Source organism: Streptomyces sp. CA-135486 (assembly GCF_050936555.1).
Taxonomy (GTDB): Bacteria; Actinomycetota; Actinomycetes; order Streptomycetales; family Streptomycetaceae; genus Streptomyces.
Genome location: NZ_JBNJMM010000001.1, coordinates 1,870,248 through 1,883,916 on the forward strand (window position 1 = coordinate 1,870,248; position 13,669 = coordinate 1,883,916).

The window sequence follows — 13,669 nt, forward strand, 5'->3', positions numbered from 1 at the left end:
CGAACCGGGGCACCCGGCCGCCTGACCGGCCGGGTGCCCCTGCTGCCTGATGTTCCGCCCGAATCGCACCGAGCCTCAGAGGGATCGCGAATGACCCAGTACCTGGCTGACGCCCATCACGCCGACCTGCCCGCGGTCTCCGCGGACTGGTGGAGAGACGCCGTCATCTACCAGGTGTACCCCCGCAGCTTCGCCGACGGGAACGGCGACGGCATGGGCGACCTTCCGGGCATCCGCAGCCGACTGCCGTACCTCAAGGAACTCGGCGTCGACGCCGTGTGGCTGAGCCCCTTCTACGCGTCGCCGCAGGCCGACGCCGGCTACGACGTCGCCGACTACCGGGCCATCGACCCGATGTTCGGCACGCTCCTCGACGCCGACGCGCTGATCCGGGACGCGCACGACCTCGGCCTGCGCATCATCGTCGACCTGGTGCCCAACCACTCCTCCGACGCCCACGAATGGTTCAAGCGCGCGCTGAAGGAGGGCCCGGGATCCCCGCTGCGCGACCGCTACCACTTCCGTCCCGGCAAGGGCGCCGACGGTGAACTGCCCCCCAACGACTGGGAGTCCATCTTCGGGGGTCCCGCCTGGACCCGTACGCGTAACCCGGACGGCACCCCGGGCGACTGGTATCTGCATCTCTTCGCCCCCGAGCAGCCCGACTTCAACTGGGAACACCCGGCCGTCGCCGACGAGTTCCGCTCGATCCTGCGCTTCTGGCTCGACATGGGCGTCGACGGCTTCCGGATCGACGTCGCCCACGGCCTGGTCAAGGCGGCGGGTCTGCCCGACATCGGCGGCAGCGACCAGCTGAAGCTGCTGGGCAGCGATGTCATGCCGTTCTTCGACCAGGACGGTGTCCACGAGATCTACCGCGCCTGGCGCACGATCCTGGACGAGTACCCGGGCGACCGCATCGCGGTGGCCGAGGCATGGACCCCCACCGTCGAGCGCACCGCCAACTATGTGCGCCCCGACGAGCTGCACCAGGCCTTCAACTTCCAGTACCTGGGCACCCACTGGGACGCGGCCGAGCTGCGCCGGGTCATCGACGCGTCGCTGGACGCCATGCGGCCCGTCGGCGCCCCGGCCACCTGGGTGCTCTCCAACCACGATGTGACCCGGCACGCCACCCGCTTCGCGGGCCCGGCGTCCGGCACCCAGATCCGCGAGGCCGGCGACCGTGAACTGGGTCTGCGACGGGCCCGCGCCGCGACCCTGCTGATGCTGGCGCTGCCCGGCTCCGCCTACCTCTACCAGGGCGAGGAGCTCGGCCTTCCCGACGTCACCGACCTGCCCGACGAGGTCCGCCAGGACCCGGCGTTCGGCCGCACCGAGGGCCAGGACGGCTTCCGCGACGGCTGCCGGGTGCCGATCCCGTGGACCGCCGAGGGAACTTCGTACGGCTTCGGCGCGGGCGGCAGCTGGCTGCCCCAGCCGGACAGCTGGGCCGGGCTCAGCGTCGAGGCGCAGACCGGCGACCCTGACTCGACCCTTGAGCTGTACCGCAGCGCCCTCGCGGCCCGCCGTGAGCACCCCGCGCTGGGCGCGGGCGACGCGGTCGAGTGGCTGGACGCACCCGAGGGCGTGCTCGCCCTCCGGCGCCCGGGCGGCTTCGTCTGCACCGTCAACACGACGGACGCGGCCGTACGGATACCGGCCCCCGGCCGTGTTCTGCTGGCCAGCGGCGCCGTGCAGCCGGCCGACGGCGAGGCCGAACTGCCCGCGGACAGCGCTGTGTGGTGGACGGTGTGACGATTCCCCCGTCGCGGGTCGGCGCCGTCCAGTCCGGCGCCGCCCCGCGGCTCGCGGACATCGCGGCCCAGGCGTCGGTCAGCGAGGCGACCGCCAGCCGGGTCATGAACGGCAAACCGGGAGTGGCGAGCGGCACCCGTCAGCGGGTGCTCGCGGCGCTCGACGTGCTCGGATACGAGAGGCCCGTACGGCTGCGGCAGCGCAGCGCGGGCCTCATCGGCCTGCTGACCCCCGAGCTCACCAACCCGATCTTCCCCGCCTTCGCCCAGGCCGTCGAGCAGGTCCTGGCCGGGCACGGCTACACCCCGGTGCTCTGCACCCAGCTGCCGGGCGGCGCGACCGAGGACGAACTGGTCGAACAGCTCCAGGAGAGCGGTGTCAACGGCATCGTTTTCCTGTCGGGGCAGCACTCCGACACCTCGGCCGATCACACCCGGTACGCCGAACTCCTCGACCGGGGAGTCCCGTTCGTCCTCATGAACGGCTACAGCGAGCACATCAGCGCGCCGTGCGTCTCCTGCGACGACCGGGCGGCGATGCGGACGGCCGTACACCATCTGGCCGAGCTGGGGCACGAGCGGATCGGCCTCGCGATCGGCCCCCTCCGCTATGTGCCGGCCCACCGCAAGGCCGAGGGCTTCACCGACGGCCTCCGCTCCGTCCTGGGCTACACCGAAGCGGCGGCCGAACAGCTGCTCCAGCGCTCGCTGTTCAGCGTCGAGGGCGGCCATGCGGCGGCCGGCGCCTTGCTGGACAAGGGGTGCACCGCCATCGTCTGCGGCAGCGACATGATGGCCCTCGGCGTCATCCGGGCGGCCCGGGAGCGCGGCCTCGACGTGCCGTACGACCTCTCGGTGGTCGGGTTCGACGACTCGCAGCTGGTGGCGTTCACGGATCCGCCGCTGACGACACTCCGCCAGCCGGTGAAGGCGATGGCGGCCGCGGCGGTGGGCGCGCTGCTGGAGGAGCTGCAGGGAAGTCCCGTACAGAGCACGGAGTATGTGTTCCAGCCCGAACTCGTGGTCCGCGGCACCACCGCGCAGGCACGCCGGTAGGCGCGTGACCGGACCGGCCGGCCGGGCGCGTGGGGCCCGGACCTGCCGGACCCCCGACCGGCCGGCCCGGAGCCATGGTTGAACGTAGCACCACTGCAAAACTTGCGAAAGGTCTTGCAGTTGGGAAACGGCAACATTTCTGCGGCGCGACGAGAGTGTGTCCAAAGGGTTGACCCTGGGCCGGGGTGGCTCGTACGGTCGCGACCGCAATAACTTTCTGCGTTCTTGCAGCAAGAACCGTCAAGTGGCGCAGCAGACATCATCGGAACCATCAACGGCCTTACGGGCACGGCGCGTTGCCGGACAAGGCTGCACCGTCACCCGCACCTCCCCCCATGCAGGAGGAAACATGGCCGGCAGACCTCTTGCCGCGGCGCTTGCCCTTGTGGCGGGCGCGGCGGTGAGTGTGATTGCACCGGCGGGCCCCGCGCAGGCGGCCCCGCCGGGAGACAAGGACGTCACGGCCGTCCTTTTCGAGTGGAAGTTCGCGTCGGTCGCCAAGGCGTGCACCGACTCCCTGGGCCCGGCCGGCTACGGCTATGTCCAGGTCTCCCCGCCCCAGGAGCACGTCCAGGGCCCCCAGTGGTGGACCTCGTACCAGCCCGTCAGCTACAAGATCGCCGGACGGCTCGGCGACCGCGCCGCGTTCAGCAGCATGGTGAGCGCCTGTCACGCGGCGGGCGTCAAGGTCGTCGCCGACTCGGTGATCAACCACATGGCGTCGGCGGACGGGACCGGCACCGGAGGCTCGTCGTATACGAAGTACGGCTACCCGGGGATCTACTCCGGCGCCGACATGGACGACTGCCGGTCGCAGATCACCAACTACCAGGACCGGGCGAACGTCCAGAACTGCGAGCTGGTCCAGCTCGCGGACCTGGACACCGGTGAGGACTACGTACGCGGACGCATCGCGGCCTATCTGAACGACCTTCTCTCGCTCGGCGTCGACGGCTTCCGCATCGACGCGGCCAAGCACATGCCGGCCGCCGACCTCGCCAACATCAAGTCATGTCTGTCGAACCCCGGCGTCTACTGGAAGCTGGAGGCGATCTACGGGGCGGGTGAGGCGGTCTCGCCGAGTGAGTACCTGGGGTCGGGGGATGTGCAGGAGTTCCGGTACGCCCGTGACCTCAAGCGGGTCTTCAACAACGAGAACCTCGCGTATCTGAAGAACTACGGCGAGGGCTGGGCATACATGGAGTCGGGGAAGTCGGCGGTCTTCGTCGACAACCACGACACCGAGCGCGGCGGGGACACCCTCAACTACAAGGACGGCGCGAACTACACGCTGGCGAATGTGTTCATGCTGGCGTGGCCGTACGGGTCGCCGGACGTCCACTCCGGCTACGAGTGGACCGACAAGGACGCCGGACCGCCGAACGGCGGGACGGTGAACGCGTGCTGGCAGGACGGCTGGAAGTGCCAGCACGCCTGGCGCGAGATCGCGTCCATGGTGGCCTTCCGGAACACGGCGCGCGGTCAGGGCGTCGTGAACTGGTGGGACAACGGCGGCGACCAGATCGCCTTCGGGCGGGGCTCGAAGGCGTACGTCGCGATCAACCACGAGGCGTGGTCGCTGACCCGCACCTTCCAGACGTCGCTGCCGGCGGGCGGCTACTGCGACGTGCAGTCGGGCAGGGGCGTGACGGTGAACGGCTCGGGCCAGTTCACGGCGACACTCGGCGCGAATACGGCGGTGGCGCTGCATGTGGACGCGCGCGGCTGCGGGTCGAGTTAGCCGCGGCCTGACTTTGAACCGGGGCTCCGTCCCCGGACCCCCCGCCTCAATCTCCCCCAGACTTCGTCCGGGGGGACCCCCGCGGGGCTTGATTTCCGCCGGTAGGCCTGAATCTTCAGCTCGACGGCCGGAAATTCAAGCCCGTCCGGCGATTGAGGACACGCCCGAAGGGCGTTCCGGGGTCTGGGGCGAAGCCCCAGTTACGGGAGGGGCGGGGTGGGGGGAACGCCCGCGCAGCGGCCACCCGCGCCCCGCCTCTCGACACCAACACCTCCGCCCCACCTAAGGAGAACCCACCGGTGACCCCCACCCCCCGCGCCAGCGCGGCCGGCACGGCCCTAGGCACCGTCGCCGCCCTCCTCGCGGCGCTCATATCCGCCGGGCCGGCCGCCGGCGCGCCCAGACCCCCCGCACCGCCCTCCGGCAAGGCGCTCGCCGCCGAACCCGCGCGGCATGATCTGACGCGGGAGCAGTTCTACTTCGTGCTGCCCGACCGGTTCGCGAACGGCGACACCAGAAACGACCGCGGCGGTCTCACCGGGTCACGCCTCGAAACCGGATACGACCCCACCGACGAGGGCTTCTACCAGGGCGGCGACCTCAAGGGGCTCACCCAGAAGCTCGACTACATCAAGGGCCTCGGCACCACCGCCATCTGGATGGCGCCGATCTTCAAGAACAGGCCCGTCCAGGGCACCGGCAAGGACGCGTCCGCCGCCTATCACGGGTACTGGATCACCGACTTCACCCAGGTCGACCCCCACTTCGGCACCAACGCCGATCTGGCGAAGCTGATCGACAAGGCCCACTCCAAGGGCATGAAGGTCTTCTTCGACGTCATCACCAACCACACCGCCGACACCGTCGACTACGCCGAGAAGGCGTACGGATACCGGCCCAAGGGCGCCTATCCCTACCTCGACAAGGACGGCCGTCCCTTCGACGACCGCGACGGCATCAAGAAGGTCGACGCGGACTCCTTCCCGTACACGCCCAAGGTCACCGCGCCGAAGGTCCCCGCCTGGCTCAACGACCCCACGATGTATCACAACCGCGGCGACTCCACCTTCGCCGGTGAGAGCTCCGAGTACGGCGACTTCTTCAGTCTCGACGACCTCTGGACCGAGCGCCCCGAAGTCGTCAAGGGCATGCAGCAGATCTACGAGAAGTGGGTCCGCGACTTCGACATCGACGGCTTCCGCGTCGACACCGTCAAGCATGTCGACATGGACTTCTGGACCCAGTGGGCCACCGCCCTCGACGCGTACGCCGCTCAGCACGGCCGCGACGACTTCTTCATGTTCGGCGAGGTCTTCGCCGGGGACCCGGCCATCACCTCGCCGTATGTCACGCGCGGCCGGCTGGATGCCACCCTCGACTTCCCCTTCCAGGGCGCGGCCCGGGCCTACGCCTCGCAGGGCGCGTCCGCCGCAGGGCTCGCAGGCGTCTTTGCCGACGACTACCGCTACACCAGCGACAAGGCCAACGCCTATGAGCAGGTGACGTTCCTCGGCAATCACGACATGGGCCGCATCGGCAGCTTCCTCAAGCAGGACAACCCCAAGGCCGACGACGCCGAACTGGTCGAGCGGGCCCGGCTCGCCAATGAGCTGATGTTCCTCTCCCGGGGCAACCCGGTGATCTACTACGGCGACGAGCAGGGCTTCACCGGCGCCGGCGGCGACAAGGACGCCCGCCAGAGCCTGTTCGCCTCCAGGACCGCCGACTACCTCGACGACGACCAGCTCGGCACGGACCGCACGCACGCATCCGATGCGTACGACACACAGCACCCCCTCTACAAGGGCATCGCTCAGCTGTCCCGGCTCACCAGGCGGCACCCGGCGCTGCGCGACGGCGTCCAGACGCCGCGGTACTCGGCCGACTCCGTGTACGCGTTCTCCCGTACGGACCCGAAGGCCCGCATCGAATACGTCGTCGCCGTCAACAACGCCGACACCGCGAAGAAGGTGTCGATCCCGGCCGATGCCACCGACTTCCGTACGCTCTACGGCGGTTCGGGCACGATCCGCGCCACCGACGGGAAGGTCACCGTCACCGTCCCGGCGCTCTCCTCGCTCGTGCTCCGGGCCACCGCGCCGCTGCCCGAGCCCGCCGTCAAGCCCACGATCGGCCTCAAGGCCCCGGCCGCCGGCGCCACCGGCACCGTCGAGATCAACGCGGACGTGGCCGGCGGCGGGCTGAACCGTGTCGTCTTCGCCGCCCAGACGGGCAACGGCAGATGGCGCACGCTCGGCTCGTCCGACCACGCCCCCTACCGCGTCACCCAGTACATCGACCCGAAGGTGAAGGCCGGAACGCCCCTGCGCTACAAGGCGGTCGTGGTGGACAGCGCGGGCCGCACCGCAAGCGCCCTCGCATCGACGACCGCCGGTCAGGCCCCGCCGCCCGAGAAGCCGGTGGCCGTCGAGCGCGACTACGCGGTGGTCCACTACCAGCGCCCGGGCGGCGACTACGACGGCTGGCAGCTGAAGACCGGCGACCAGCAGACGGCCTTCACCGGCCGTGACGCGTACGGCGCGTTCGCCTGGGTCAAGGTTCCCGAAGGCGCCGCGACCGTCCCGTACACCGTCGAGAAGAACGGCACCGCTGACGGCCCGCAGCGAAGCGTCACCCTCGCCCGCACCGGCGAGGTCTGGATCTCCCAGGGCAAGGACGGCCAGAGCGACACCGCGCCCGACGGCGCCTACCCGCCGCAGGACAAGAGCAAGGCCGTCCTCCACTACCACCGGGCGGACGGCGACTACGACGGCTGGGGTCTGCACACCTGGACCGGCGCCAAGGACCCGACCGACTGGTCCAAGCCGCTCCAGCCGGTGAAGAAGGACGCGTACGGAGTCACCTTCGAGGTGCCGCTCGCGCCCGGCGCGACCTCGCTCAGCTATATCGTCCACAAGGGCGACCAGAAGGACCTGCCGAGCGATCAGTCCCTGGACCTCGCGACGTACACGAACGAGGTCTGGCTGCTGGCCGGAGTGCCGAAGTATCTGCTGCCGCAGACCGGCGGCGCGCCCTCGCTCGACCTCACCAAGGCCGAGGCCCAGTGGATCGACCGGGACACCGTCGTCTGGAAGGTGAAGACGACCGGTGCGACCAGCCAGCAGCTGGTGTACGCGAAGGACGCCGGGATCTCCGTCGTCGACGGCGCGCTGAGCGACGAAGGGCAGTGGCTGCGGCTCACCCCCGCCGCGCTCACCGAGGCCCAGAAGGCCAAGTATCCGCACCTGGCGGACTATCCGGCCTTCACCGTCGACGCCCGCGACCGGGACCGGGTGCGCGGCGCGCTGCGCGGCCAGCTGATCGCGACCCAGCGGGCGGCGAACGGCGCACTGCTCGCCGCCACCGGTGTACAGATCCCGGGTGTCCTCGACGACCTGTACGACGCGACGAGCGCGAAGCTCGGGCCGGTCTTCGACCGCGGCCGTCCCATCCTCTCCCTGTGGGCCCCCACAGCACACTCCGTCTCCCTCGAACTCGACGGGAGGACGGTCCCGATGCGGCGGAACGAGGCGACCGGCGTCTGGTCGGTCACCGGGCCGCAAAGCTGGGCGGGCAAGCCGTACCGCTACGCGGTGAAGGTCTGGGCGCCCAGCGTCCAGAAGATCGTCACCAACAAGGTCACCGACCCGTACTCCACCGCCCTGACCACCGATTCGGCACGCAGTCTGGTCGTCGACCTGGCCGACCCGAAGCTCGCCCCGGCCGGCTGGGCGACCCTGAAGAAGCCGGCCGCAACCCCGCTGCGCGACGCGCAGATCCAGGAGCTGCACATCCGCGACTTCTCGGTCGCGGACCGGACGTCGAAGCACCCGGGTCAGTACCTCGCCTTCACCGACCGCGATTCGGCCGGTATGAAGCACCTCGCGTCGCTCGCCGCGTCCGGTACCTCGTACGTCCATCTGCTGCCGGTCTTCGACATCGGCACCATCCCCGAGAGGAAGTCCGACCAGGCCTCGCCCGCCTGCGACCTGTTGGTGTACGCGCCCGACTCCGACGAGCAGCAGGCGTGCATCGCCGAGGCCGCCGCCAAGGACGCCTACAACTGGGGCTATGACCCGCTGCACTACACCGTCCCCGAGGGCTCGTACGCCTCCGACCCCGAAGGCACCAGGCGCACGGTCGAGTTCCGGCAGATGGTCCAGGGCCTGAACTCCAGTGGCCTGCGCACCGTCATGGACGTCGTCTACAACCACACCGTGGCGAGCGGGCAGGCCGACACGTCCGTACTCGACAGGATCGTGCCCGGCTACTACCAGCGGCTGCTCGCGGACGGCACCGTCGCCACCTCCACCTGCTGCGCGAACACCGCCCCCGAGCACGCCATGATGGGCAAGCTCGTCGTCGACTCGGTCGTCACCTGGGCGAAGGAGTACAAGGTCGACGGCTTCCGCTTCGACCTGATGGGCCACCACCCGAAGGCCAACATCCTCGCGGTCCGGGGGGCTCTCGACTCCCTGACCCCTCAGCGCGACGGCGTCGACGGCAAGAAGATCATCCTGTACGGGGAGGGCTGGAACTTCGGCGAGATCGCGGACGACGCCCGGTTCGTCCAGGCAACCCAGCAGAACATGGCCGGGACGGGCATTGCGACCTTCTCCGACCGGGCCCGTGACGCGGTCCGCGGCGGCGGCCCCTTCGATGCCGACCCCGGCATCCAGGGCTTCGCCTCAGGCCTGTTCACCGACCCCAATTCCGCCGCGGCGAACGGCACTCCCGCCGAGCAGAAGGCCCGCCTCCTGCACTACCAGGACCTGATCAAGGTCGGTCTCACCGGCAATCTCGCCGCGTACACCTTCACCGACAGCTCCGGCCGCACCGTCAAGGGCTCCGAGGTCGACTACAACGGCGCCCCCGCCGGGTACGCGGCCGTCCCCGGCGACGCGCTCGCCTACGCGGACGCCCACGACAACGAGTCCCTGTACGACGCCCTCGCCTTCAAACTGCCCGTTTCCACCTCACCGGCGGACCGGGCGCGGATGCAGGTGCTCGCGATGGCGACCGCGACGCTCTCCCAGGGGCCCGCGCTCTCCCAGGCCGGTTCGGATCTGCTGCGCTCCAAGTCGCTGGACCGCAATTCCTACGACAGCGGAGACTGGTTCAACGCGATCCACTGGGACTGCCGGGACGGCAACGGCTTCGGGCGTGGGCTGCCGCCGGAGGCCGACAACAAGGCCAAGTGGCCGTTCGCCAAGCCGCTGTTGACCGCCACGTCGCTCGCGGTGGGATGTGGACAGATCGACGGCGCCTCGGCCGCGTACCGGGACCTGCTCACCATCCGCAGCACCGAGAATGCCTTCAGCCTGGCGTCCGCGGGCGAGGTGCAGTCCACGGTCTCCTTCCCGCTCTCGGGCAAGGACGAGACCCCGGGCGTGATCACCATGGCCCTCGGCGACCTGGTGGTGGTCTTCAACGCGACCCCGGAGCAGCAGACGCAGAAGATCCCGGCGCTCGCCGGGAAGGCGTACGGCCTGCATCCCGTCCAGGCGGCCGGCGCGGACTCTGCCGTCAAGTCGGCTTCGTATGACGGGAGTTCAGGCGGCTTCACCGTGCCGGCGCGTACCGTCGGCGTCTTCGCCCGAGGCTGATCCGGGCGAGTTGGCGGGGCGGGCCGAGTGCGGATCGGGCCGCCCCGCAAGCCTTGGCCGGGCTTCAATTGACGGGCTTCTCCAGCAGGACGACTCCGTAGCGGCTGCCGTCCTTGGCCACCTTGCCGGGCTCCTCGCCGACGACGCGGTAGCCGGCGGCCTCGTAGTAGGTCCGCAGCGCGGGATTGTTCGACAGACAGTCGAGCCGTACGAACTCCCGCCCGGTGTCGGCGATCCGCTGCTCGGCATGCGCGAGCAGCAGTCGGCCGAAGCCTTCCGGGGCGGTGTCCCGGTCGATCATGAGGCGGTGCACATACCCCGCCACGGGAGGCTGGATCCCCCACGCCGGCTGGTCCTCCCACCACAGTTCGTACGCCCCCAGGGCCTCGCCCTCCCCGGTCTCGGCGATCCAGACCTCCCCCTCCTTGATCCAGTGCCGGAAGTGGTCGGCGTCCTTGTCGCCGGGCTTCCACTGCGCGATGCCGTTGAGCTGCATCCAGCGGGCGGCCCCGTCGAAGAGGGCGACCAGGGTTTCCGCGTCGGAATGGGCGGCGAGCCGACAGGTGATCTTCATTCCGGCATTATTGACGGGGTCATGGAGACGCGCGCACGGGTGGGTCCCACAACCACCCGGTACCCGCCGGTCACCCGTGCCGCAAGCGCTGAACGGGCACCTGCGACAGTACCGGCGCCAACGACATGAGCCGGTCGGCCAGATCGCCGAACGGTCCCTCGGCCGGCTCGTCCGCCAGGATGTGCAGCAGCACGCCCGCCATCTCCTCGTCGTACGCGGCACTCACCGCGCACAGCGCCGCGAAGTCGTGCACCAGCTGCAACTCCAGCTCTGCGCGCGGCACCCGCCGCCCGTCCAGCCAGATCAGCGCCGTCGACTCGGCGAGCGACACCCAGGAACGGACGACCAACTCCAGCCGCGCGGGCGGGGTCTCGATCCGCAGATGGGCCAGGATCTGCTCGTACGCGGCCTGCCGGACCTGGTCGATCATCGCGTTCGTCGTCGAGGAGCCGACCGCGGGACCGCCGCGCATCAGCGCGGAGAACCCGGGCCCGTGGTGGTCCACGAAGTCGAAGAACCGGCCCATGACCCGCAGCAGCCGCGCCCCGAGCGGTCCCTCCGACGGTTCCATGAACCGGCCGGCCAGCTCCTCGGCCGCTCGTCGCAGTGCCGCTTCGTACAGGCTCTGCTTGCCGGGGAAGTAGTGGTAGACGAGCGGCCGCGAGATTCCCGCGGCCACCGCTATCTCGTCTATCGACACATCGTCGGGGGATCGGTGGCTGAACAGCTCCAGCGCCACTCCGATCAGCTGCTGCCTGCGCTCCTCGACGCCCATCCTGCGGCGTACCCCGGTCGTCATGCGAACAGCCTACCGAGTGGCCCGCGCGCACTTTCCACAGGTACTCCACAGGCCATCTACAGGCGAAAACCAGCCTTCCGCTTCGGCAGCGCGAGACGCCCGCGTCGGCATACCGGGCCGCGGTGCGGCCGAACGCCCCGCCAGGCACGGCTCAGTGCAACGCGCCCACCCGACTCCCGTCCCCCAAGCGCCCGTTCAGCTCCGCCTGTGCGCCCTCCTTCGTCCGTACCGCCAGCAGATGCCCGTTCGCGTTGCCGTCGACCCCGCCCGACGTGGCCAGCGAGGTGAACTGCTCGCTGCCCGCCGCGAGTACGTACCACCGGCCCGACTGCGACTTCCACACCACGCCCGCCAGCACCTTCGGGTCCCGCACCCCGCAGGCGGGCGAGTCCTCGGCCCGTGCCGCGATCGCGGCGGGCGCGCCCGCCTTCGCGGCCGGGGCCTGGAACTGGGCCATCACCCGGCTCCCGGTGCCCCGCCAGGTCTCCGCGCGGGTGCACAGCCAGGCCGCGTTGCCGTTGGACTCGGGAAGGGCCTGGCGTGCGTACTGCCAGGAGTTGACGCTGCGCACCCCGTGCGCCCGGACGCCGGGCAGCAGGCAGGCCGTGCGGGCCCACGAGGCACGGGCCGCCGGGCCGGTGACGTCCCGAGGGGCGGACGGCGGACCCGAGGTGAGCCTGGCCGGGGTGAGTTCGCCGAGGTCGGTGAGCAGCCGGTCGGCCGGCCCGTCGCGCAGCTCGAGCACGTCCCAGGCCCGGCAGTCCCGCGCCTGCGCCGGGCTCGGCAGCGAGCCGGTCAGCCCGTCCGCGTCACGTGTCAGCGGTCGCGCGTCGCCCGTCGGGTCGAGCAGGTCCCGTACGGAGGCCCTGCGCACCCAGGGCGCGGTCAGATAGCGGACATTGCCGCTGGTGCGGCCCGCCACCAGCGCGGCGGACGAGGTCGCGTCCGCGCCGTCCGTGCGTGCGAAGTCGAGCGCCACACCACCCGTGCCGTCCTTCGGCTCGGCATAGCGGACCACCCGCAGCCCGTCGTGGAGGAGCACCACACGGGCCTGGTCCACGTCGCCCGCGTACAGCAGCTGGGGCGAGCCCATCGGCGGTCCCGGTGGTGTGCCGGGGGTGGCGGAGACCTGGACCGTGCTGCCGGGTCTGGCCCAGACGGCGAGCGCGCGGCGCAGCAGGGCGGTGTCCTGGGTGAGACCGCCGCGGGTCGGCCAGACGGAGAAGTCGGTACGGGACGAGCTCTGCCAGGCCGTGGGGGAGATCCGCGTCAATGTGGCCGGGTCGAGGGCCGATTCGGCGGCGGGGTTGCGCGCGTACGGCGGCGCGGCCGCGCCGTCCGGGCCCCAGCCGTCGCCCGGCAGTCCGAGCAGCGCGCCGCACACCGCGAGCGCCGCGGCCGCCACCAGGGCCGCCTTGGCGTGCTGGCGGCGGCGCATCAGATCGGTGGGGCGCGCCTGCAGCGAGCACGGGTCGAACTCGGGCGACTCCAGAAGCTCGTACTGCGGCGGCACATCGCCCGCTTCCGCCAGCGCCGCATGCGGGTCCGCCACTTTGGCGGCGGTCAGTTCGTGGCGTACCTCGCTGTCGGACAGATCTTCCAGGCCGCGCAGCACATACGCCGCCCTCGCGGGTCCGGACAGCGCGGACAGCCGCTGGTCCAGGGCGAGTTCGTCGGCACCGCCGGAGCGCGGGAAGACCCGCAGGCCCCAGACGTGAGGCAGCAGCGGCGGGAGCTGGGCGCGTTTCGGCCGGGCGAACCGTTTGAGCGGAAGGCCGGCGTCCAGGGCCTGGCGGAGCACCCGCCCCCGTACATAGGTGTATCCGGGGTCCGCGTCGCCCTGCCCGCGGCGGGAGCCGGGGATCGCCGAGTCGGCGTCCCGGGCGCCCGCGGGGGCGGTGCGGCCGCGCGGCAGCGAGCGCTGCGCGAGTGCGTGCGCGGTCAGCACACGGCGGTTGCGGCCGAGGGTCGGGGGCAGTACGAGATAGGCGATCCGCACGAGCCGGGGGTAGTGCTCGACGAGGGCGGCCTCGGCCTGTTCGAGGGCGACGGGGGCGGAGGCGGGAGCCGGAGCGGGGGTGGAGACGACATCCTGTGAGCGCACGTTCAGCAGAACGAGCGAATGGTCCTATGGTC

At 70.8% G+C, this 13,669-nt stretch carries 6 protein-coding genes and 1 pseudogene; 4 read left to right on the forward strand and 3 right to left on the reverse strand.

What is annotated here, in order from left to right; translation table 11 throughout:
- The first annotated feature begins 90 nt into the window (after positions 1-90).
- The 4 genes and pseudogenes from ACQEVG_RS08480 to pulA all read left to right on the forward strand — a co-directional run bounded on the left by ACQEVG_RS08480 (position 91) and on the right by pulA (position 10,160).
- On the forward strand, positions 91-1,758 hold the full coding sequence (locus tag ACQEVG_RS08480; RefSeq protein WP_432979345.1) for a glycoside hydrolase family 13 protein: 1,668 nt from the start codon (positions 91-93) through the stop codon (positions 1,756-1,758).
- Positions 1,743-2,813, forward strand: coding sequence for a LacI family DNA-binding transcriptional regulator (locus ACQEVG_RS08485; protein ID WP_432979348.1), 1,071 nt, complete (start codon positions 1,743-1,745; stop codon positions 2,811-2,813). Before ACQEVG_RS08480 ends, ACQEVG_RS08485 begins: the two co-directional genes overlap by 16 nt.
- A gap of 349 nt (positions 2,814-3,162) precedes the next feature.
- A pseudogene (locus tag ACQEVG_RS08490) lies at positions 3,163-4,542 on the forward strand (alpha-amylase); the annotation flags it as partial.
- 311 nt (positions 4,543-4,853) lie between these two features.
- Positions 4,854-10,160 carry a pullulanase-type alpha-1,6-glucosidase gene (gene pulA / locus ACQEVG_RS08495; protein ID WP_432979351.1) on the forward strand — a complete coding sequence of 1,769 codons (5,307 nt, stop codon included), beginning with the start codon at positions 4,854-4,856 and terminating at the stop codon, positions 10,158-10,160.
- A 64-nt stretch (positions 10,161-10,224) separates the two neighbouring features.
- Here the strand turns inward: pulA and ACQEVG_RS08500 are convergent, their stop codons facing one another.
- From ACQEVG_RS08500 to ACQEVG_RS08510, 3 genes are all read right to left on the reverse strand, one after another.
- Positions 10,225-10,734: an N-acetyltransferase family protein gene (locus tag ACQEVG_RS08500; protein WP_432979354.1), complete on the reverse strand. Its 510-nt coding sequence runs from the start codon at positions 10,732-10,734 to the stop codon at positions 10,225-10,227.
- Between the two features lie 70 nt (positions 10,735-10,804).
- Positions 10,805-11,533 carry a TetR/AcrR family transcriptional regulator gene (locus tag ACQEVG_RS08505; protein WP_432979357.1) on the reverse strand — a complete coding sequence of 243 codons (729 nt, stop codon included), beginning with the start codon at positions 11,531-11,533 and terminating at the stop codon, positions 10,805-10,807.
- A gap of 151 nt (positions 11,534-11,684) precedes the next feature.
- On the reverse strand, positions 11,685-13,637 hold the full coding sequence (locus ACQEVG_RS08510) for a hypothetical protein (protein WP_432979360.1): 1,953 nt from the start codon (positions 13,635-13,637) through the stop codon (positions 11,685-11,687).
- Between the last annotated feature and the right edge of the window lie 32 nt (positions 13,638-13,669).